Annotated in this window: 19 protein-coding genes and 1 pseudogene; 6 read left to right on the forward strand and 14 right to left on the reverse strand. The window is 57.0% G+C overall.

Features of this window, described 5'->3' with window-relative positions; all coding sequences use genetic code 11:
• Positions 1-17: 17 nt before the first annotated feature.
• Positions 18-494, reverse strand: a complete 477-nt coding sequence (locus tag PEL8287_RS10830) for an FxsA family protein (protein WP_085892422.1) — start codon at positions 492-494, stop codon at positions 18-20.
• A 108-nt stretch (positions 495-602) separates the two neighbouring features.
• Here PEL8287_RS10830 and PEL8287_RS10835 point away from each other — a divergent pair, with 108 nt between their 5' ends.
• The 3 genes from PEL8287_RS10835 to PEL8287_RS10845 are packed head-to-tail and all read left to right on the forward strand — an operon-like array spanning position 603 to position 2,874.
• A complete protein-coding gene (locus tag PEL8287_RS10835; RefSeq protein ID WP_085892423.1) occupies positions 603-1,262 on the forward strand; it encodes a Tim44/TimA family putative adaptor protein in 660 nt (219 codons plus the stop codon).
• Positions 1,259-2,296, forward strand: a complete 1,038-nt coding sequence (gene mltA / locus PEL8287_RS10840) for a murein transglycosylase A (protein ID WP_085892424.1) — start codon at positions 1,259-1,261, stop codon at positions 2,294-2,296. The genes PEL8287_RS10835 and mltA overlap by 4 nt, the downstream gene beginning before the upstream one ends.
• The gene (locus PEL8287_RS10845) at positions 2,293-2,874 is read left to right on the forward strand and encodes a Smr/MutS family protein (RefSeq protein WP_085892425.1); all 582 of its coding nucleotides are present in this window, start codon (positions 2,293-2,295) and stop codon (positions 2,872-2,874) included. The genes mltA and PEL8287_RS10845 overlap by 4 nt, the downstream gene beginning before the upstream one ends.
• Here PEL8287_RS10845 and PEL8287_RS10850 read toward each other — a convergent pair.
• Together PEL8287_RS10850 and PEL8287_RS10855 are read right to left on the reverse strand one after the other, a co-directional pair.
• Positions 2,857-4,080 (reverse strand): MFS transporter, encoded by a 1,224-nt coding sequence (locus PEL8287_RS10850; RefSeq protein ID WP_085892426.1) that lies wholly within the window; start codon positions 4,078-4,080, stop codon positions 2,857-2,859. The two genes, PEL8287_RS10845 and PEL8287_RS10850, sit on opposite strands and share 18 nt — an antisense overlap.
• A gap of 274 nt (positions 4,081-4,354) precedes the next feature.
• On the reverse strand, positions 4,355-4,606 hold the full coding sequence (locus PEL8287_RS10855) for a hypothetical protein (protein WP_085892427.1): 252 nt from the start codon (positions 4,604-4,606) through the stop codon (positions 4,355-4,357).
• 164 nt (positions 4,607-4,770) lie between these two features.
• On the opposite strand from PEL8287_RS10855, the gene PEL8287_RS10860 reads away from it, so the two are divergent.
• Entirely contained in the window at positions 4,771-6,696 is a 1,926-nt protein-coding gene (locus PEL8287_RS10860; protein WP_176228617.1) for a BTAD domain-containing putative transcriptional regulator, read from the forward strand.
• Between the two features lie 131 nt (positions 6,697-6,827).
• Here the strand turns inward: PEL8287_RS10860 and PEL8287_RS10865 are convergent, their stop codons facing one another.
• Positions 6,828-7,886 carry a DMT family transporter gene (locus PEL8287_RS10865; protein WP_085892636.1) on the reverse strand — a complete coding sequence of 353 codons (1,059 nt, stop codon included), beginning with the start codon at positions 7,884-7,886 and terminating at the stop codon, positions 6,828-6,830.
• A 218-nt stretch (positions 7,887-8,104) separates the two neighbouring features.
• Positions 8,105-9,412: an ATP-dependent protease ATPase subunit HslU gene (hslU, locus tag PEL8287_RS10870; RefSeq protein ID WP_085892429.1), complete on the reverse strand. Its 1,308-nt coding sequence runs from the start codon at positions 9,410-9,412 to the stop codon at positions 8,105-8,107.
• A gap of 152 nt (positions 9,413-9,564) precedes the next feature.
• Between hslU and PEL8287_RS10875 the strand changes: the two genes are divergently transcribed.
• Positions 9,565-9,969, forward strand: a complete 405-nt coding sequence (locus tag PEL8287_RS10875; protein WP_235862279.1) for a DM13 domain-containing protein — start codon at positions 9,565-9,567, stop codon at positions 9,967-9,969.
• Between the two features lie 152 nt (positions 9,970-10,121).
• Here PEL8287_RS10875 and PEL8287_RS10880 read toward each other — a convergent pair whose 3' ends face one another.
• From PEL8287_RS10880 to hslV, 3 genes and pseudogenes are all read right to left on the reverse strand, one after another.
• A complete protein-coding gene (locus PEL8287_RS10880; RefSeq protein WP_235862280.1) occupies positions 10,122-10,784 on the reverse strand; it encodes a hypothetical protein in 663 nt (220 codons plus the stop codon).
• 78 nt (positions 10,785-10,862) lie between these two features.
• Positions 10,863-11,132, reverse strand: a pseudogene (locus tag PEL8287_RS20545) (HNH endonuclease); the annotation flags it as partial.
• Between the two features lie 151 nt (positions 11,133-11,283).
• Positions 11,284-11,832 carry an ATP-dependent protease subunit HslV gene (hslV, locus tag PEL8287_RS10885; RefSeq protein ID WP_085892432.1) on the reverse strand — a complete coding sequence of 183 codons (549 nt, stop codon included), beginning with the start codon at positions 11,830-11,832 and terminating at the stop codon, positions 11,284-11,286.
• Between the two features lie 90 nt (positions 11,833-11,922).
• Between hslV and PEL8287_RS10890 the strand changes: the two genes are divergently transcribed.
• Positions 11,923-13,074 (forward strand): amidohydrolase, encoded by a 1,152-nt coding sequence (locus tag PEL8287_RS10890; RefSeq protein WP_085892433.1) that lies wholly within the window; start codon positions 11,923-11,925, stop codon positions 13,072-13,074.
• A gap of 72 nt (positions 13,075-13,146) precedes the next feature.
• Here the strand turns inward: PEL8287_RS10890 and trxA are convergent, their stop codons facing one another.
• Genes trxA through tsaE form a run of 6 tightly spaced genes read right to left on the reverse strand, consistent with a single transcriptional unit; the run spans position 13,147 to position 21,990 of the window.
• Positions 13,147-13,467, reverse strand: coding sequence for a thioredoxin (trxA, locus tag PEL8287_RS10895; RefSeq protein WP_085892434.1), 321 nt, complete (start codon positions 13,465-13,467; stop codon positions 13,147-13,149).
• Between the two features lie 60 nt (positions 13,468-13,527).
• A complete protein-coding gene (gene addA / locus PEL8287_RS10900; protein ID WP_235862281.1) occupies positions 13,528-16,899 on the reverse strand; it encodes a double-strand break repair helicase AddA in 3,372 nt (1,123 codons plus the stop codon).
• Positions 16,899-19,835, reverse strand: coding sequence for a double-strand break repair protein AddB (gene addB, locus PEL8287_RS10905; protein ID WP_085892436.1), 2,937 nt, complete (start codon positions 19,833-19,835; stop codon positions 16,899-16,901). The genes addA and addB overlap by 1 nt, the downstream gene beginning before the upstream one ends.
• Complete coding sequence (locus tag PEL8287_RS10910) at positions 19,828-20,520, reverse strand: nucleotidyltransferase family protein (RefSeq protein WP_085892437.1); 693 nt, start codon at positions 20,518-20,520, stop codon at positions 19,828-19,830. The genes addB and PEL8287_RS10910 overlap by 8 nt, the downstream gene beginning before the upstream one ends.
• Positions 20,496-21,521, reverse strand: a complete 1,026-nt coding sequence (locus PEL8287_RS10915) for an aminoglycoside phosphotransferase family protein (RefSeq protein WP_085892438.1) — start codon at positions 21,519-21,521, stop codon at positions 20,496-20,498. Before PEL8287_RS10915 ends, PEL8287_RS10910 begins: the two co-directional genes overlap by 25 nt.
• Positions 21,514-21,990, reverse strand: a complete 477-nt coding sequence (gene tsaE, locus PEL8287_RS10920) for a tRNA (adenosine(37)-N6)-threonylcarbamoyltransferase complex ATPase subunit type 1 TsaE (protein ID WP_085892439.1) — start codon at positions 21,988-21,990, stop codon at positions 21,514-21,516. The genes PEL8287_RS10915 and tsaE overlap by 8 nt, the downstream gene beginning before the upstream one ends.
• Positions 21,991-22,021 lie beyond the last annotated feature (31 nt).

The raw sequence follows: 22,021 nt of genomic DNA on the forward strand, positions 1-22,021 counted from the left end.
AGGATGGCTGAGTTGCCTCAATGCCTAGTCCACCCCGAATCGCCGTGTGTTGGGCGTTTTACAGGGTCGACTTCGTGGAACTCGCCCTCGATGACATCTTCCCGGGCTGGGCGTGGCCGATTGTCAGGGCCCATTTCAAACCGCTGAACATTGACGCGTTTACGCAAGTAGTTGAAGGCAGCCCGGCGAAAGGGCGGTGTAAGCAAGGCAAAGCCAAGCGCGTCAGTAAAAAAACCCGGCGTAAGCAAAAGCGCGCCGGCTACAAGAATCATCGCACCATGGGCCAGCGGTTCGGACGGATCTTCAAGTTGGGAAAACGAGCGTCGCAAGCCCTGTATCGCCAATGCTCCCTGATTGCGCACCAGCCATGTGCCAAGGATTGCGGTGAGAATGACAATTCCCAAAGTCGGCCAGAGACCAATTGCACCTCCAACCTGGATAAACAGTGCAATTTCTATCAGCGGTACTGCCAGAAATGCGAGAAACAGCCACATATGCCGAACTCCTTTGATTTACCGGCGCATGGTGGACTTGACTGCGCCAGTCACCTACATAAGTGCGAGTGACAAACGTTACCATGCCCCGTGTGACAAGAGGTGCCTATGAATTCGCCCATTTTACAGCTTCTGGTGCTGGCAGGCATCGCTATTTTCCTGATTCTGCGTCTTAAAAGCGTTTTGGGGACACGGGATGGTTTTGAAGCGCCACCAAAACCAAAAACCGGCCCGACAACAAACCGGCGCCAGGACTTTGAAGTGATCGAAGGCGGCCCGGATCGAGACATCACGGATCATATCGCTGAAGATACCGACGCTGCAGGCGCCCTAGCCGAAATGAAGCGTATTGAGCCATCTTTTGGCGTGACAGATTTTCTGGGCGGCGCACGCGGTGCCTATGAAATGATCCTGATGGCGTTTGAACGCGGCAAGCTGGACGAGATCACACCGTTTCTGTCGGAAGATGTTTACGAAACATTCGCACAAGTTGTGGATGCGCGTCAGGAGCAAGGGCTTAGCATTGAAGCTGAATTTGCCGGTGTGCGTGAGACAACCCTGATGGATGCCAGGTTTGATCCGTCAGACAACAGATCTGAGATTACGGTGAAATTTGTCGGAGAGCTGACATCCGTGGTGCGCAACAAAGAAGGCGAGATCGTCGAAGGAACGCCCGGACAACCAAAACGTCAAAAGGACATTTGGACGTTCGAGCGGATCATGGGGTCGGACGATCCCAACTGGCGGCTTGTCGCAACGGGCGAATGACGCGCGCGCTGTGGGTTGCGGCGTGTCTATGGCTGTCTGCAATCTGCGGCCCAGCCAATGCGGACGTAAGCCACAAGCTTCTTGAGTTCAAGGATCTTAAGGGGTGGAATGCAGACAACCACAGCGACGCCCTGCACGTATTCCTGAACACCTGCAGTGATCTGGACGACCCCGATTGGCGGGCGCTATGTGCACTTGCCCAGAATATGCCGGACGCCAAGGCTTTTTTTGAGCTGTTCTTCCGTCCGGTCGTGATCGAAAATGAAAAGCCTGCCCTGTTCACCGGCTATTTCGAACCCGAGCTGAAAGGCGCCCTGCGCCCTGATTTGCGGTATCGCTATCCTGTCTACCGCGAGCCGCAAGTTGCCAAAGCTTCGAACCCCTGGTTGACACGACGCGAAATTGAGACAGGTGATTTCATGAGTGGTCGGGGCCTTGAAATTGCCTGGGTCGACGACCCGGTCGAGTTGTTTTTTCTTCAAATTCAAGGCTCGGGCCGAATTCGACTGACCAACGGAGAAACCATCCGGGTCGGCTATGGTGGCTCGAACGGCCATGAATACCGTTCGATCGGCGTGGAACTGGTAAGGCGTGGAATCTATAAGGTTCATCAGGTGTCGGCGCAGGTGATCAAAAACTGGGTGCGACGTAACCCGGTGGCCGGGCGAGAGCTTCTGTTTCATAATCCGTCCTATGTTTTCTTTCGTCGGCTCGACAGAATACCGGCTGAGGCCGGGCCATTTGGGGCGATGAACCGGTCAGTCACGCCGTTGCGCAGTATCGCGGTCGATCCCGCATTCGTTCCATTGGGCGCACCTGTGTGGATTGAAAAAGGTGGCGAGGCCCCGATGCGCCGTTTGATGATCGCGCAGGATACCGGATCGGCCATCAAGGGACCGCAGCGCGCAGATATATTTTTCGGTACGGGTGATCAGGCTGGGCGTGAGGCGGGCAAGCTGCGCGATTCTGGGCGGTTGGTTGTGTTGCTGCCAATCCAGCGCGCCTATGCGATGTTGTCGGAGCAACAAGAGTGACTCGCCGTAAGTTAAGACCGGACGAGATTGAGCTGTGGCAAAAGGTGGCCAGGACCGCCGAGTCGCTGCACCCAGACAGGCCCGCATCAGACTTACCTTTGCCCAAACCGCGCCCACACAAAAAACCGATGCCGCGGATTGAGCGTTTTGACCTAGGCCACAAGGCTGGCATTAAGGCGCCAGGCCATGATGTCTTGCCGGGATTACCCGAGCGTATTGCGGCCGCGCCGGTGAAAATGGATAAAAAAGCGTTTGCGCGTTTGAAGCGTGGCAAGCTGGTGCCCGAAGCCAAAATTGATTTGCACGGAATGACGCTTGACCGGGCACACCCGGCATTGACCGGGTTCATTTTGCGGGCCCATGCTGACGGTAAGCGTTTGGTTCTGGTGATTACCGGCAAGGGTAAGGACCGAGATGAGGCTGGCCCGATCCCGGTCCGGCGCGGTATTTTGCGCCATAATGTGCCACGCTGGCTATCGCAGCAACCGCTTGCGCCCCTTGTTTTACAGGTGTCAGAGGCGCATCTGAAACACGGGGGTGGCGGAGCCTACTATGTTTATCTACGTCGCCATCGCTAACAGGGGTCTGGCGCGGGCGATACCGATGCGCATCATGACCGAGGTGATTATGAAATAGCCGGCAATGATAAGATACTGAGCCTCAATACCAAGCCCAAGATCGATACCCAGACCGGTGATTCCCGGCCCGATGGCCGAGCCGAAAACCATCACTGCCGCAGCCATCGCCTTGATAGATCCAAGGTTTCGGGTGCCGTAGAATTCGGCCCAGAATGCATTGGGTAATGTGCTGTTTGCACCGGTGGTCAGGCCCAGGAAAAAGAATCCCAACAACATAGTTAAATTACTGTTTGCAAAAGCAAAAATGAAAAACGCCGCAACCATAGGTACCTGAAAATAGGGGATCAGGCGGGCGGTGCCTAGCTTGTCCAGCGCCCAGCCGGACAGGACCATCGCACCGATGCTGACGGCAGTGTAAAAGGGGAACATGGCGACCAGTTCGACGTGAGTCATGGCCTTGACCTCGGCGAAGTGAACCTGATGGAAGAAAAACGCGGTGTTAAAGGCGCCGGGGCCCAGCAGGGCAGGCACCATGAACCAGAACAGAAAATGTCTAAGTGTCTGATTTCGCGTCCAATGTTGCGCCTGCATGCCAAGGGCCTGATCCAAGGACGCCATCATATGCGGGGTACGTTCCTGTCGTAGCAAAAGCAGCAGGAGGGGAATGCCCAACAGGGCAACGATACCCGCCAACATCCATAATGACCGCCAGTCGTAGATCAGCATTAACGCAACAAAAACAAGAGGTAAGGCGGCTTCGCCGACCGCAAATCCCAGCGTCGCGACGGACAATGCCTTGCCCCTTGTAGCGATGAACCAGCGGGACATGGCAACCATGGCGATGTGGCTGGTCATGCCCTGGCCGGTGAAACGCAGGGAAAAAATGACAAAGGGCAGTAGCCAAACGGCATGGTTGGCGGCCATGAAAAAGCAGGCAAGTGTCAGAAATATAAGAACAATTGCACCCAGCGCGCGGGCGCGAAAACGGTCGGTAAGGGCACCCGACCAGACCATCAGAATGGCCGATGCAGTGGTACCGAGGGTGTAAATGCCGCCCCATTCCCCGTGACTGAGACCAAATTCGGTTCGGATTTCACCGGCAAAGATTGAGATAAAAAACGTTTGTCCAAAAGAGCTTAGGAAGGTCAGCAGCACCCCGGCCGATAGCCATGGGATATTTTCACGGAGAAAGACGAGGGTGTTCATACCCCTCTGTCACCCGAAAATCGGGGGAAGGAAAGAGGGATTCTTGCGAGCAGGTGAGCGTACGAAACGTACGGAACGTACGTGGATTTCGTACGCTTCAGAGGGGGGGGTTTCACAATCACGTGTACGTTTCGTACGTTTTGAACCTCAAGGAGATCAAAATTCATCTTTATGACGGCTTTGCGGGACAAACCCGTCGTTGTTCGCATGTTGGCAATTCGTCGACCAGTGAACCGCCCGACCAACACGTCAAATACTTCAATCGATCTAGGAACTATAGGGAATCGAACCCATTCCTGGCGGCCAGCCGGAGATGCGAAGCCTCTCGGCCACGGTTTGCACCAGCTTCGAGTTTCACGAAAAGACGGTACGCGATGTCGGCCAAGACTGCGCAAGACTTGCAGCGAGCTTCAAATCCAAAACCACTTTTGACCATGGTCTCGAACTCCGCTTGAGTTCGCCCACCAGCGCGGATGATCATCAGGTCCAATTCCGTCAGTTTCGTTTGTGCGATATTGCGGGTCATCCCAGAGTTCCTTTCAAGTTTTCGTTGTGCTTGTCTCTCATCTTGGTGATGCTGCGTTCTAACGGTGTGATATGCGGCGTTCCGAATTCGTAAAATCGGACGGCAGTTTCAACAAAGTGCACCGGATTGGGTGCTATTGCTTGCAAAGTAACAAGAAATACATTGTGCGCTTGTTGGGTCCGCCGCTGATCACCGACATCGAATGTCACGTTCTCCGACTGCCCACACAAAAAAGTCTGGCCCTTCTTGCAATGATCGCCGACGCCGCGAAGGGCGGCTTGCGCCGGGAACAGGCGGCCGCAACGCTTTGGAGCCGAAGTCCCGAGGCGCAGGCCCGGACAAATCTGCGGCAGGCCCTGTCGGTTATCCGGACTATTATTGGGGAAGAAGTAATCCTGTCGAGCGGCGGGATGCTGGCACTGGATCGAAATCTGGTCGCACTGGATATTAACGCCCTTAGTTACGCGACGATTGAACCGGGCGAGAGTGTTTCGACATTCGGGGGCGCCTTTCTCGATGGAATATCGGTCAATGAACCGCCGTTTGAAGAATGGCTGGTTGCGAAACGGGCGTCATATGCGCGCGCGGTGAGGGATATTTTGTTTGATGCCGGCAGCGCAGCCTTGAATACGGGCAATGCGCATCGGGCGCTGCTGGCCGCCGAGCGGATCTTGGCCCTGGATCAATTCGAAGAAGCAGGTATGGCATTATGCCTGAAGGCGCACGCGGCCCGTGGCGAACGCAGCCGCGTGCAAATTAGGTTTGAAGAATTTGAACGACTCTTGCGTAACGAACTGGGCATCGACATCGGGCCGGATCTGGTAGCCTTGAAGGCCAAGCTGTTAAGAACCGCGGACGCGAAGGCCACGATGCCGATTGCGGCAAGTGTCCCGACGGTCTTGGTATTACCGTTCAAGCCGCTCAGCGATATGCCGGATCATCAGTATTTTTCAGAGGGCCTAGCCGAGGACGTTATCACCCAACTTTCAAAGTTCTCTACGCTTACGGTAGTATCTCGCAAATCGAATTCGGATGCGGATACCCACCAAGAGAACCTTGCGAAGGCGGTAGAAACAGGCTCGGACTATTTGTTGACGGGAAGCGTGCGTTGGTTGGGCGAGCGGCTTCGTCTGTCAGTGGAATTGATCGAGGTTGCCAGCGGTGCGGTAAAATGGGCCGAACGATTAGACCGCCAATCGCTGGATTTGTTCGACCTTCAGGATGAAGTGTCGCGCTATCTTGTTGGCGCAATTCCCTATCGGATCGAAAATGATGTCGCCGAAAACGCTACGAATAAGCCTGCCGATGAATTGCAGGCCTATGAGCTGATGATCCTTGGAAAACGCTTGCGTGACACGATCAGCCTTGAGGGTAATCTGGAAGCACGGGCGCTCTTGGAGCAAGCTGTCAAGAAAGATCAGGGGCTTGCGCGGTCGCATATGTATTTGTCAGACAGCTATGTCGTGCAGCATTGGTTTGGTCCTCTGGATGCGAGCGGTAAAGAGAGAGCTCTTTATCATGCGCGCCGGGCTGTGGCACTGGACCCGCGTGATGTTCACATCCAAGACCATCTTGGATTTGCCCTTCTTGTGATGGGCCATTGGGATGCGGCAGAGGCGCAAATAAGAAACGCGTTGTCAATGGCAGAAAATGAGATCGAGTCCCTGTCATGGTGCGGATACGCTTTGTTGATGCTGGGAAAACATGATGAAGCTGCTGACATAATTGAGGCGGTGGCCAAACGCCGAACGACGTTACCGCCAACCTTCGAGTGGATTTTGGGGCAGCTACTTTCGTTTCAGGGTCGTGATGCGGAAGTCGTTCAGACCCTGAACGGCGCGTCGCTTTTGAACTCGACTGGGCTGGCATTTCGTGCCGGTTCCCAGGCCCGTTTGGGAATGCTTGAAGAGGCGCGGTTCACACTGGCAGAATTCAAAGAGGCGCGCCTTCGCGATCAACGCCTGGCGGGCACAAAAGCAAAGGCCAATACCATTGAGTCTGCCCTAGGCGGGTTCCGCGTCTTGTGGCGTCGACAGGAAGATTGGGAACATATTGCTCAGGGTTTGCGTTTGAGCGGCATGCCTGAGTGAATTTCCGTACCTTCTTGGACAAAGTACATGGGATCTAGAGGTCGGCTTCGGGCTCAGAGCCGCCATTTGTTTTCTTTTTACCGTGTGGGCATTTGATACCAGTTATACCCGCAACGGGGCTACGGGTAAGGTTAGGTGCCTTTGAAGTTTATACGGCCTTCGTGTTCGAGCGCGTCGTCAGTCTCTATCACCTCGGGCTCGGACGCAGCCGAAGCCGCCGCGGCCCGGTTCTGGCGAATGCGGCCATATTGCCCGACGCCTATGGCGCAAAGTATGATCAGGCCGCCGGGGATCAGACCGGGGCCGGGGTCTTCGCCCAGCAGGAGCATGGCGATTGTCAGCGCAGCCAGTGGCGAAAAGGACGTTGCCAGCGATACATCGCCGGAGCGGGCGTATTTCAACCCGAGGTTCCAGGAAAACTGACCTATGATGATGACGATAATCGCATAGACCCAGACCCATTTCAGAACGATCGACGAAAACAGATCCTGGAAATGCATGGCGCCGTAAAGATAGATCGCCAGAAAATAATAGATGATCAGGCCCAGCACGGTACGATAGATCGAGAATATTCCCAGCGGTATGCCCTTTAGCCCAACCCGGGAAACAAGGGTTGATGCAATAAAGGACAGGGTGGCAAACACCGTCGCGATTTCGCCTTTGCCAAGCGTAAACGCGGCCCCGCCACCTTTCAGGGCGATCATCGTAATAGCACCGCACAGCGCAATCAGCCCGGCGGCAAAGGCCCAGGGATCAAGCCGTTCCTTGAGAAACACCAGGGTTGCCAGCAAAAACAACGGGGGTTCGATCCGACCGATAAGAACCACATTCGTAACAGTCGTGTAGTCCAGCGCGATAAAAAACAAAATCGGCGTGATTGCAGAGGAAAGCACAGCGGAAACCGTCAGAATCCCCCAATCCTTACGCGACAGCTTCGAGATATTTTCCCGTGTCCAGTCTTTGTGGAACATAAAGACCATCGGCACGAGCGAAATCAGCGAGCCCAGAAACAGCAGATTGCACAGGGTAATGGCATTTCGCCCCATCACCGGATGTTCCCGGCCGATATCGGCCAGCAAAGACACGATCGAATTCGAAGAGGCATAGGCGATTACGGCGACCCAAACGAGTGAGGCGCCCAACAGCACCTTTGATGTGTCCCCCGCCACCGGAGTATCAGCCTGGCTCATTGAGGTATCCTCTTCATGGTTGGTGCGGGACGCTTGCGCATTATGAACCATCTGGCAAGGAAAACGATCTCAAGTCGCTTCACGTTTGAGGTGGCGGGCGAAACAATTTTCCAATCTTTGACAGTGGACCCAAGGAGAGCCCCATAGCCTGATGGTTGCGGGACCATGCTTTTGAGCCTGTAGCAAAGCAGCGTTGCGGTGGTCGGGTTTCACCCGGCCTAGAGCACGTAGCGCGAGAGGTCGGCGGATTTCATCAGCTCGCCCAGGTTGGCGTCGACAAACCCGGCGTCGACGGTGACCGAACTTCCGGCGCGGTCGGGGGCGTTAAAGCTAAGCTCTTCGAACACACGCTCCATCACCGTATAAAGACGCCGGGCGCCGATATTCTCGACCGACTGGTTGACGTCGGCGGCGATCTTGGCCAGCGCCGCGATGCCATCAGCGGTGAAATCAACCGTCACGTCCTCGGTTCCCATCAGGGCGGTGTATTGCAGTGTAAGGGCGTTGTCGGTTTCGGTCAGGATGCGCACAAAGTCCTCTTCGGTGAGCGCACGCAATTCAACGCGGATCGGCAGGCGACCCTGCAGTTCGGGCAGCAGATCAGACGGTTTGGCGATGTGAAACGCGCCGCTGGCGATAAAGAGGATATGATCGGTTTTGACGGGGCCGTGTTTGGTGGACACGGTTGTGCCCTCGATCAGCGGAAGCAGATCGCGCTGCACGCCCTCGCGGCTGACATCGGCGCCGCGCGCGTCAGAGCGGGCGCAGACCTTGTCGATCTCATCGAGGAATACGATACCGTTCTGTTCCACCGCGTCCATGGCGGCGCGGGTTACAGCCTCGTCATCCAGCAGTTTGTCGGCCTCTTCCGAAATCAGCAACTCATAGCTGTCAGCGACAGTGACTTTTTTGCGCACCGTACGCCCGCCAAAGGCTTTGCCGAAAATATCGCCGAGGTTCATCATGCCCATCTGGCCGCCGGGTTGACCGGGGATGTCCATCATGCCCATGGGATTTGAGGTGTCGGCGACGTCGATCTCGATCACGGTGTCATCCAGTAGACCGTCCTTGAGTTTTTTGCGGAACATGTCGCGGGTGCCTTCACGGGCGTCTTCACCGGCGATGGCGGTGATCACGCGTTCCTGAGCTGCGGTATGGGCACGCGCCTTGACGTCTTCGCGCATCTGTTCGCGGGTCTGGAGGATGGCACTATCCACCAGATCACGGATGATCTGCTCGACATCGCGGCCGACATAGCCGACTTCGGTAAATTTGGTTGCCTCAACCTTGATGAAGGGCGCACGGGCCAGCTTGGCCAGACGGCGGCTGATTTCGGTTTTGCCAACGCCGGTGGGGCCAATCATCAGGATGTTCTTGGGATATACCTCGTCGCGCAGATCGTCGGCAAGTTGCTTGCGGCGCCAGCGGTTGCGCAGGGCCACGGCGGTGGCGCGTTTGGCATCCTTCTGGCCGATGATGAAGCGATCGAGTTCGCTGACGATTTCGCGGGGGGTCAGGTCGGTCACGGGATAAGCCTTTTTGCTGTCAGTTGCCTGCTAGGTAACCTCATTCCCAAAAAACGCAACCGGGTACACAAAACCCGGGGGTCTGTTCACATAGCTGTCAGGCGGGTTTCGTCGGAGGATTCCAAACCTAGTTGTGCAGGACTGCCTTATAAATGGAGGGACTACCGATGACGAGCCGCAGACAATTTATTGTATCTTCAGTTTCTGTCGCAGCTCTGGCAATTGCAGGGCCTGCACTGGCCGGAGGTGAAGGACGAACCGGGAAATTTACAGGACAAAGCAATCACGTCACCAGCGGGCACGCGAAACTGGTGAGGAAGAACGGCAAGACATTTGTCGAGTTGCAATCCGATTTCCAGTTTGACGGGGCGCCCGACCCGAAAGTTGCGCTGGGCAAAAACGGCTTCGACAGTTCAACTCTTATGGGTAAACTGCTCAGCAATTCCGGTGCACAAAGCTATGAAGTGCCCACAGGTGTTGATGTGTCAGGCATGAATGAAGTCTGGATCTGGTGCGAGCAATACAATGTGCCGCTGGGTGTTGCGAAACTAAACTGAGCCCGCATGATCCTTTACAGCAAGCAATGACCTGCAGGAGTTCGGTTTTTTGACCTCCGAACGCTGTATGGGATCAATGGCAAGTATGCGGATATTTCCGCTGTTTACTTTAACGCGAGATTTTCCATTTGATTGGTGTGGTCAACTGGTTTCTAATCGGCTCCATCTGCTAGGTGCACCCAGTCATCTCCGGTATCCAGCCGATGAGTGTAAACAGCCGGTGGGTGATCAATGGCGATCTTTGGGAACCTAACTGTATAGGCTAACAGGCCGAAAAAGCGTACCTGAAACTGCGCAACTTCGTGGTTTCCCTCGAAGGCAATGCCATGGAACGCGTCTGGCTTGCTCGCCCGATTGTGGGTGACCATCTCATCCGCCAAATTTCGATCCTGTTTACGCAAAACATCGCGAAGCGATCCAAACGCATCGTCATAAATCAAACCGCCTACGAGTAACGCCGCAAACTCAAAAGCTATCTTTAGGGGTACAAGCGGGCTCAATGAAGGTTCAGTGTAAGTAGGGGTTGAAGGATGTTCTTGCCATTTTTTTACTATGACACCCGCGCCTAAATCGACGCGATGCCCAGCCGGTGCGTCCTCCCACATTGTTAATGCGTTCTTGATTTCCGAGTCTGAAATACCGCGCTTTTGCATGATCGATTTTAATTGTCCTAGAGCATCCGGTTCGGGGACGATCAGGGATCCATCCTTGAGTTCTGAGATGCCTAAATGACCGTCTTTTCGCAGCTTTCTCTTGGATATCTGGTCTTCAAATAGGCTTTTATATTCTCCACCACGTTCGAGTTTATCGTTCAACTCGGGCAGGCTATTCCTAAGTCCAAAAGCTGCCTTCCGAAGTTCCGGGGCAAGGCGGGCGCCTGCTTCGAACCCAGAGCCAAAACTGCTGTTGCATCGGCGACAAATAAAGCAACAGGTAAGGACGCCACCAAAGCTCTCGGGTATTATATGCTCAATGCTCAACCCTCCCGAAACTCCGCAGACAATGCAGTGTGAATGTTTCCACGGTAATTTCATTGATACTTCTCGAATTCTAAGGCACCCCGGCATCGTTAGAAGGGTGATGTTTTTCAGCCTACGGAAACGTACGCTGAAGTCAAAGCAGGCTACTGCCCTAAATGGTTGCAAAGGGCCCTTGACTACCATTCGTGTTGATCCCGTCCGGAATCGGGGCGAAGGCGCGTAGCCTCTCCATGGGCGGGCGTTTCGAAAAAAAACCCGTGGTTCAGGTTTCTATCGAAACGCTTTAAAAACACCGGTGCCTACCCGCGGTTGGGTCATGCCCTCTTTTGCCGGTTCAGATCTTTTCGACCGTCAGATTTCCGTTTGTATAAACACATATGTCGGCGGCGATGGCCATGGCGTCGCGGGCGATCTGTTCGGCGGTGCGGTCGCTGTCCATCATGCCGCGTGCCGCGGCGAGGGCGTAATTGCCGCCCGAGCCGATGGCGGTGACATCATGTTCGGGTTCCAGAACATCGCCCGCGCCGGTGATCACATAGATTTCGCGGCCATCCGAAACGATCAGCATCGCCTCGAGTTTTTGCAGATACTTGTCGGTGCGCCAGTCTTTGGCCAGCTCAACGCTGGCACGTTGCAGCTGTCCCGGCGTCGCCTCAAGCTTGGCTTCAAGCCGTTCCAGCAGGGTAAAGGCATCGGCGGTCGAGCCTGCGAACCCGGCCACAATGTCGTGGCCGCCGGGCGACAGGCGACGCACTTTGCGGGCAGTGCCCTTGATCACGGTCTGGCCAAGGCTGACCTGACCATCGCCTGCGATCACCACCTCGCCGCCTTTTTTGACGCCGATGATCGTGGTGCCGTGCCAGCCGGGGAATTCGTTGCTCATGGGGCTTCCTTTCGGTTAAGGACTATATGGAAGGGGAACGGAAAGGACGCAAGGCCTTGAAAAGCTGTTCTTTCGAAACCGGAGGGACCCATGCTGTCAAATTCTGACCTGGTTGAACTGACAGAGTTCCGCCGTGCATTGCACCGCAAGCCGGAACTGTCGGGTGAAGAGGTTGAGACAGCAAAGACAATCGTAAACGCGTTACGACCTTTGCGACCAACCCGGATAATGTCAGGCCTTGGCGGGTGTGGCGTGGCTGCGGTGTTTGAGTCTGGCGTTTCTGGCCCGACCGTTCTTTTTCGGGCAGAGTTGGATGCGCTGCCGATTCAGGAAATATCTGACGCTGACTGGAAATCCGAGGTGCCGGGCAAGGGGCATCTGTGTGGTCACGACGGTCATATGACGACGCTTTTGGGACTGGGCAGGTTGATATCGCGTAACCCCGTGGCCAAGGGCCGGGTGGTGTTGATGTTTCAGCCCGCCGAAGAAGACGGCAGTGGTGCACGTGCTGTTGTTGCGGACCCTGCTTTTGAAGCGATCAAGCCGGACTGGGCTTTTGCGATTCACAACGAGCCCGGCCGTCCGCTTGGGCATGTGTCAACGCGCCCGGGGCTGGTGAACTGCGCCTCTGAGGGTTTGAAGATCAAGCTTACGGGCAAGACCGCACATGCTGCCGATCCGGAAGATGGCATATCCCCGGTTAACGTCGTTGGCAGATTGATCCCGGCGCTTGAGGCTTTAGGTACAGGTGGCGCGCTGAACGATGATTTCCGGCTGGTCACGATTACGCATGTGACTATCGGCGAGCCCAGCTTTGGAATCGCGCCGGGTGAAGCGGTGATTTATACGACACTGCGCAGTTCAAATGATGATGTAAAAGCCAACATTGCAGCGGACGCGCGCAACCTTACGGAATCATTGGCCAAAGAGGCGGGGCTGTGCGTGGAATTTGAATGCTGTGACGATTTTGCTGCCTCGATCAATGACGCAGAGGCAACGCAAATTGCGATTACAGCGATGAACGCGATTGATGTTCCGAATAGTGATCTTGGATTGCCAATGCGTGCCTCAGAAGACTTTGGCGTCTTTGGCTGGGGGGCAAAAGCCGCGATGCTGTGCCTTGGGTCAGGGGAAGGTCACGCGGCCCTCCATAATCCGGACTATGATTTCCCGGATGACCTTATTCCGGTCGGGACCGCAATTTTTGAGCGTATCGCCCGCGATCTTTTGGGGCGCAAATAAGAGGCGCAGGTTAGGCGTCAGTGAAAAGAAAAGGGGCCCCTGAGGCCCCTTTTGAATGGAGATACCAAAAGTTTAGATCGATTCTTCGATCCAGCTTTGCAGCGCGGCTTTGGGCATGGCACCGGTTTTATTCGAAACGATCTCACCGTTTTTGAACATAAAGAGCGCGGGAATGCCGCGGATGCCCATGGCAGCAGCCGAGTTGGGGTTACTGTCAACATCAACCTTGGCCACTTTGACCCGGCCTTCGTATTCGGCAGACAGCTCTTCCAGTGAGGGGCCGATCTGCTTGCAGGGGCCACACCATTCGGCCCAGAAATCAACCACTACGGGGATGTCGGAATTTTTCACTTCGGCATCAAAAGTTTCGTCGGTTACGGCTACGGTGGCCATTGTTACTCTCCTAGAGGGGTCAGGGTTCGGACCTGAACCTAGGTAGTGGCGGGCGGCGCGTCAAGATATCTGGGTGGTCCTGAGCGCATCTGTCACAAGATCGTGTGGCAGAGGCATAAGAGTAGCGGTCCGTGTCCACAAAAGAGCGGTTTCGATTTTGTGATCCGGATAGATCATTTGCAGGGCGTGCGCATAGGCCCCCATCTGCCGCAACAGCCCATCAGGGCAATCGTTCGGCGTGTCGGGGACCATGGCGTTGGTTTTGAAATCAACTGCCAGAACGCGGGCCTTGTCGATCAGCAACCGGTCGATTGTTCCGTGGATGCGGTGGCCGCCGAGGGCGTCAAGATTGGCCGTGACAGACACCTCAGTCAGGGCATCGGGGTGGAACAGCGAGGCCAGCGAGGGCCTGGTCAGAACCTTTTGGGCCTCGGCCAGTAGCAGGGAAAGTTCGTCGCCGGCGGCGGCGTCGGGGCCATTGGCCAGCAGATGGGCGGCGATGTGTGGCCAGCGGTCGGTGCTGACCTGCGGCAGGAATTCCAGAAGGCGGTGGATTTGTCGCCCCCGGCGTTTGGCGGCCTCTTCGTCTAGCCCGCGTTCACCCGGCAGCGCCTTGGCTCCGCCCAGATCAGACGGGCTGAACGTTGATGAGGTAGCTTCAATTGCTGGTGCAGGGCGATAAAACAATGGTTCCAGATTCAATGCATCAGCGGTGGGCGTCAAGTCTGTTATAGTCTCTGTTTCGGCCCAAATGCCGTGTTCCAGACGCATAACTGGCCCGTCTGGCGTATCGGTGAGCGTTGCGCCGGCCTGGTCCATGCCTCGGGCAATTTTTTCGTACCAGGTATCGCCTGCGTTCCCCAGATCGCCGGAAGCCGCGACGATCAACCATTTCTCGGCGCGGGTCATGGCGACGTAAAGCAGACGGTCGCGTTCGGCCTTCTGGGCGGTTTTGGCGGCTTCGGTCGCTTCGGTCATCCGCGACGGAGCGCTATCAGCGCTGCTGCGCCAAAGTGCGGTGTTATCCCGGATGACAATCTGATCGCGGATCACAAGATTCCGACGGCCCGTATCCGGCAGGATGACAACAGGGGCCTCCAGCCCCTTGGCGCCATGCACTGTCATGACGCGAATTCGATTTCCGGCACTGTCCATCTGGCGCTTGATTTCCAGATCGTCGGTTTCCATCCAGACAAGAAAGCCGGTCAAGCTGTCCACCGTGCGCTGTTCATAGGCCATGGCCTGTGACAACAAAGCGTCAATACCATCTTCGGCCTCTGCTCCAAGACGGGCCAGCAATTTGCGCCGACCGTCATGCCGGGTAAGGATGCGTTCGATAAGGTCATAGGGGCGCAGATAATCGGTCTGGTTACGCAGATCGTCCAGCACTTCCATGGTTTCAGGGAAATTCGCCGCTTGATCGCGCAGCTCTGCCCAGAGGTAGCGTTGGGTACGGCCCTGCGCCAGATCGTAAAGATCGGCTTCGGACCAGCCAAAGAGGGGAGATCTGAGCGCGACTGCCAAAGACAGGCTATCTTCGGGTGTGGCAAGGAAAGACAAAAGCGCTGCCAGATCCTTGACTGCCAGTTCTGCCCCGACCTTGAGTCGGTCTGCCCCGGCGATAGGCAAAGCCTGCGCTTTGCATTCGCGGATGATTTCATGAAACAGGTCAGATCGACGCTGCACGAGGATCAGGAAATCACCCGGCCTGACCGCACGAAATCCAGACCGGGCCTTTTCGTCTGGAATTGCCTGCTGGCGGTCAATCATCCGGCGTATCTCACGGGCGACCTTGCGGGCCAGTAATATCGCCGGATCATTGGCCGCCTTGAGGTCAACGGGATTGTGCCAGTCGGGGCCGTCTTCTTTTTCGGGCGGCTCGATCACAGGCCATAAATCAACCCGGCCAGGCAGTTCCGATTTAAACGCTTTGTGACCCTGTTCAGGCGTAAAACCACTATTTTGACTGTTGGCGAAGGTATGGTCGACCAGCGTCAGAATCGCGTGGGAGGAACGGAAGGAATATTCCATCTCCATCGCCTGCAACGGATTGCCGGTGGCCTGAAGGCGCTGGGCAAATTCCCGTTTCATCCGGTCGAATTCACGCGGATCGGCGCCCTGAAAGGAATAGATCGACTGTTTTTTGTCCCCGACCACAAAGATGGTGCGCGGCGCGTCGACACGGGCGCCCTGACCGCTGGTGAATTCCTGCGCAAGCTGTTCGATCACCTGCCATTGGACGGGGCTGGTATCCTGGGCTTCGTCAACAAGGATGTGGTCAATGCCGCCGTCCAGCCGGAACAGAACCCACGCGGCGACATCCGCGTTGGTCAGCAGGTTGCGCGCGCGCAGGATCAGATCGTCGAAATCCAGCAGACCGCGGATCTGTTTCGCGGTGTCATAGGCGGGCAGGAAGGCATTGGCAAATTTATGCAGCGCACGGGTTTTCTGCATGGCGCCAAGGGCAAGGCGGGACTCGCGGGTATCTTCTATGCGCTGCATCCATTGTTCGAGTTGCGGTAGAATATCCGTGATATTTTTCTGGCAAGCCTTCGTCGGAAAAGAGCCTATTTTGGCCGAAAAGGGATATTTTGCACTGCTGCCCGTCAGGAAGACATTTTCAAGAACAGGTAAGGCGCTGGTATCCAGATCAGTGATCTGCGAGAGTTTCAGGCCAGCCTTTTGATCATTTGTTCCACTTGCCAGCAACACCGGAATAAGCGCCTTGAGGATATCAAGCTCGTTCCCAAGAAAGACTTGCGATGTAATCTGATCAAAGGTCAAACCGGCGGATTTGCCAAACAGTGCCGACAAATCGACATCGTCCAGCCGGGCACCAAAGGCCGTTCGGTGACGCACAATCTCGGCGGTCAGATCCTGAAGGCTTTCACCGGAAAAGTGCCGGGCCACATCATATAGCAGATCGGCGTCGGCCCCGCTGGCGAGATCTTCGACAATCTCGTTGCGCAGCAGGTCTGCGGTGCGCTCTTCCATTTCGGTGAATTGAGGGCTGACGCCGGATTCAAGCGGGAAGCGGCGCAAAAGCGAGGAACAAAACGAATGGATTGTCTGGATTTTTAGCCCACCGGGTGCCTCGATCGCCTGTGCGAAAAGGCGACGTGCCTCGCCCAGAGTCTGTGCTCTGATCGGGCCATCAAAACCCAGTTGCTGCAATTCGTCAGTCAATTTCTGATCAGCCAACATTGCCCATTCGCCCAGACGCGCGAACAGTCGGTTCTGCATTTCGCTGGCGGCAGCCTTGGTGTAAGTCAGGCACAGAATATGCTGGGGGTTGACGCCGTTCAGCAAAAGCCGTGCGACCCGGTCGGTCAGAACCCGGGTTTTGCCCGACCCGGCATTGGCCGATAGCCAGGTAGACCGATCGGGTTGCGCCGCGTCGATCTGGCGTTGGGTTGCGTCATCCCGCGCCATCAGCCAAGCCCCGTTTTGACGGGATCATCGGTGATGTCCCATTCTCCAAACCGCGCCAGTTGATCATAATCGCCATGGTCGCGCTTGCTGTGCATGGCGCGGCGGGCGGTATAGCCCTTGTCGGGGGCCATGTAGGCAGCGATCAGGTCATGGAATTCGCGCCAGACCTTTTCGGTCGGTGCGTCTTGCAAGGGCGCGTGCACCTCTTTGCCGCCGCTGGCAAGGCCGATGTAAACAGCTCGTTCAACCTTGGCCGGGGCCATTTCGCCGAACCCGGCGATTTCTGCGATGGCGGCTTCAAGCAACAGCTGGCGGTCAAAATAAAGTTGCTGGTCCTTGGTGGGCGGCGTGCCGGTTTTGTAGTCATAGATATGCAAATTGCCGGCGCCGTCGATGTCGATCCTGTCGGCAGTGGCGGTGAGGGTGAAACCCAGATCGGAAAGCTCGGCCGCACCGCGGGCCTCGAACCGGGCCGGATCTGCCAAACTGCGGCGGACCAGTTCGGTGTCGATAAACCAGTCGGCAACCCGATCCATCCGGGCCAACCACATTGCGCGCGCCTCGGCCCAAGGTACGTTTTTCGCCAGAACAGAGACTGCTTTTTCCATCAGCGCTTCTTTTGTGCACAAGGTTGGATCGTCCAGGGTTTCGCGAATGAATTGTTCCAGAACCTCGTGCAGGACGATGCCACGCAGCAGCGCATCGGGTACTTTCATCAGCGGGTCAAGCGGGCGCAGGCCCAGCACATGCTTGGCATAGATTGCGTAAGGATCGCGGATCAGACGTTTGATTTCGGTGACCGACAGTTGGGCAGGTCTTGCTGCTGGGGGCGGGCAAGGCGCGGGGCGTGTGGCCGGTTCGGTATATCCGGGGGCCTCAAGCAGGGCGACCTGCGCCAAGGCTTTTTGGCCGCGGGCCCGCATGTCGTCCAGCGCTTGTTTGCCACCTTGATCGGGCAGCCCGGAAAGCAGGTTTTGCAGCCGGTTCAGCCAGCGCGAGACAACGGTTTCGGCGTCGTCTGACCGGATTGAACGGGTCAGCCAGACCTCGGGCGCGGCGACGGCCTGCTGGAAGTCGTGTGCTGAAAGGCCGATGCGCCGTTCAGGCAGCAAAAGACCGGCCTGATGACGCAGCGCGCGATTAAGCCAGGGGTCGGGCTTGGGCGTCTCGGGCCAGCTGCCTTCGTTGAGGCCAGCAAGGATCAGCAAATCGGCACCCTGAACGCGCGCCTCGAGCGTACCCCAGATGAGAATTTTGGGATGGGGTGTTGTGGGGTCGCGTACCTCTTTCTGGGCCAAAAGGCGGTGAAAAAGGCTGTTGTAATCCATGGCATTCAGCGCGCCACCGGAGGGGGCTTGTCCGGCAAGTTCAGTGATGGCGGCCTGCGCGTCGCGCCCGGCGCCTTCGGTCCAGAGTTTGCCGGTACCGTCGCCCTGAGAACCTTGGGAGATGCGTTCGGCCAGCGCGATGTGATCGGTGACGCGTTGGGCCAGCTGGCGTTCGGACGGGTCTTCGCGATCCGTGAAGCAAATCGTCAACCAATTGGCCCATTGTGATGCAATAGGGTCTTTTTGGGTCTCGGCCCAAAGTCTCAGGTCGTCCGCAGTGGGATAGGGCGGACCATGGCGGCGCAAGTGCAATTCCAACTCGCGGGTGAGACGAAGATGCGGGCCGCGATCGCAGCCGCTGTGAGTCAGCGGGTGCTTGAGAAGGGTCAGCAGCGCCTCGGCAGTCAAGCGCTGACGAAACAGCTGGGCCACGTGCCTCAGAAAGCGGCCTGGGGGTGATAGGTGCAGGGGTACACCGGCACTGTCATCAGGCAGAATGTTCCAGCGATCAAGCGCTGCGGTGACTTGACGGGTCAACATCCGGTCGGGTGTGATCAGGGCGGCGGTCTGGCCGTCTTCGGCGGCGCGGCGCAGGCGCATGGCGATGGCCAGCGCCTCGATTCGGGTGCTGGGTGCCTCGACCAGGCTGATATCCCGCATTGCGCTGGCGAGATCGTGCAATTTCGGGCCGTCTTTCAGCCACTGATCGGTGACAGGCGCCGGCCGCAGGGCCAGCGAGATCACCCTGTTGCGCGCAGGATTGGCGGGAGTTTCAGGTGTCCATCGGGGGATATCCCCAGGGATCACACCCAAAGCCGAGGCAAAACGGTGGAACCGGTATTGGGGATGATCCTCGGACAGCATCGGGTCGTCCAGAGCCCCCCAGACGGGGCCCGGCATGTCGAAATCGAACCCGGGCAGGATCACTGCACCCTGTGGCAGCTTTGCCACTGCCTGCATCAGCACCTGCGTGGCGCCACGAGAACCGGTGGAGCCGGCGATAATGATTGGGTGATCGGGGGGTGTTTCCTGCCAGCGCTGGACGACATGTTCGATCACCATTCGCTGGCGGGTTTCAACATCGGGCTGGTCTTGTTCAGCCTCAAAGTAGTGTCTGACAATGCCCAAAAATGATTTTATCCGCGCCCAATGACCGGATTGATCGGTGACGTCGAGATCGTCAATCACATCAGGCGAGACACCTTCGCCATGCATTTCATCCATCAGCCCGGCAAGGCTGTCTGCCAGATCAAAGATTGCGCTGCGCGGGGCCAGATCAGGCTGACGTTCCAGTAGAGTGGAGACCAGTTGCACCAGTTCAAGGCGCCGTCGCAGAGGCGGAACCGGATCGGGGATATGGGCAAGATCCCAATGTTCGCCCAGATCGGTAATCAGGTTGATGCGGGGCAAAAGCAGCGCCGGGCCGGTGTCAAACAGCGTCCGGATACGCCGCGCCATACGCCGTGTGTTGACGATCAGCTGAACACGGGCCAGCGCATCGGGGGTGGCGCCGGTGTGTCGGGCCCGCAGACCATCGACCAGCGCCTTTGGAAAATCGACGCCGGGGGGCAGGCCGAAAACGCGCGGTTGATCGGAGGGGTCAAACATCCGGGTATTCAAGCATGTCTTCGGCAAGGGTGATACCCTGCGGGCTTCCGACATCGCACCATTTACCGGGGTAATTTGTGGCATAAAGCCGGTCGTGCTTCAGCATCATGTCCCACAGAAGGTTCAGCGAAAAGGCCGGTTGCGGAATGTCGCGCAGAAGGTCGGTCTTGATGATTTGCAGCCCGGAATAAACAGCACCCGGACCGCGCCGGGCCAGATTGTTCACATCAATCACGAAATCTCCGGTGCCGCTATGGCCCAGGGCCTGATTTCGGGGGATGCATAGCAGCAGCGCATCCATCTGCCGCGCATCCCAGAGATCGGCCAGCAAGTCCAAAGGGTTTGGCCCTTGCCAGACTGCATCGGTGTTCATGGTAAAAACCGGCCCCTGACCCAAAAACGGCAGCGCAGCACGCAGGCCGCCACCGGTTTCCAGGATGTCGGGCTGTTCAGTGGAAAGGGTAACGCCGGTGCCCTGAAGGTGATGTATCAGGGCCTCGGGTTTGTAGTGCAGATTTGCGACGATGTGTTTGGGCCCAAAGGCGGTCACCAGATCAAGCGCGTGGTCAATCAACGGTTTGCCCGCGACGCGGATCATCGGTTTGGGCTGGTCGGCGGTCAGCGCGCCCATGCGGGTGCCAAAACCGGCCGCAAACAGCATCACGGAGTCGGGGCGGTCGCGCATTTGTCTTTCAGTTTTTTCAGGGTTTCGGGGGTGGGTTGAGGCAAAGAAGCGCGGGCAATTCGCGCTACATCTGCCAGCGCAGGGTGATCCAGGTCGCGTTGCAGATGGTCCCAGACGCGCGGAATCAGATCCACATAATGGGCCTTGCCATCGCGGATGCAAAGCCGGGCAAAAACACCAAGAATGCGCAGGTTCCGTTGGGCGCCAAGGCATTGATAGGCGGTGCCGAATTGCTTGGGGTCGGCGCGGGTTGATGTGACGTAGCGTTCGATCATCGTGGTTTCGATCAGGGGCGTCACATCGCGGCGGGCGTCCTGCAGAAGTGACACCAGATCATAGGCCCGATGGCCCAGCATCGCATCCTGAAAATCCAGAAGACCCACGCGGGCGACGCCGGTTCTATCCGGCAGCCACAGCAGGTTTTCGGCGTGATAATCCCGTTGAATAAGGACATCGGTCTGAGAGGCGTGCAAGTCCAGCGCGGTGCGAACCGCGCTATGAAAATCTGCCCGGGCCGGGCTGTTCTTGCCGGTGGCGCCAGTCAGGTACCAGTCAAATGCAAGCACTGCCATATCGGCCATCATTTCGGGTGAATAAGACTCCAATTCAGCCGGTGGGGCGTGCTGATGCAGCTGCGCCAGAAGGTCAGTTGCGGTGGAATAGAGAAGGATTTCGCGCTCTGGCGTGTCAGGTATGACGCGGGCAAAGAGCGCGTCACTCAGATCTTCGAGAATAAGAAAACCGCTACCCTCGTCAGCCGCCAGAATCTTTGGCGCGCTCAGGCCTACACCTGTCAGATAGCGCGCAACCCGAATGAAAGGCCGGGTATCCTCGCCCTTGCCAGGAGGGGCATCCATAACAACGGCAGTTTCCCCGGTGGCGGCCCTGGTCAGCCTCAGGTATTTGCGGTTCGAAGCATCGCCTGCCAGAAACGACGGTTCGGCATCTGCCCAGGGTGTTCCGTCCAGGAAAGACCGGAGATCCGCGTCGCGGTCAGACATTGCAAATATCCTTTAACGTGCTGTCCCATTCAGGGCTGTCCCAAGAAAGGGTCAGGACACGTCTATCATCCCCATGAGGCACGTCAAAGTGCAGGTGCAGGGCGGTGGCCGGGGCCTGATCGCCCAGACGATCGGGCCATTCCACCAAACAGATCGCCTGAGAAAAAGCATCAAGCAGCCCCAGTTCGTCAACTTCACCTGTATCGGTCAGACGGTAAAGATCAGCATGCCAGATCTCGCAGTTGCGGCCCGGGTAGGTCTGTACCAGCGTATAGGTGGGGGACGGCACATCCTCGGGCTTGGTCAGCAAAGCCAGAATCAGGCTACGGGCGAAATGGGTCTTGCCCGCGCCGACATCCCCAGACAGCAGCAGCACATCGCCCGGCCCAAGGCGGGGGGCGATGCTGGCAGCCAGTGCGCTGGTCTCTTCAGGTGAATTCAGATGAAGATGTGCGGTGTGTTCGGACATGACGCGACACTACACGCGCCGCGACTGCCTG

The organism is Roseovarius litorisediminis (assembly GCF_900172295.1).
In the GTDB taxonomy this organism is placed as follows: domain Bacteria; phylum Pseudomonadota; class Alphaproteobacteria; order Rhodobacterales; family Rhodobacteraceae; genus Roseovarius; species Roseovarius litorisediminis.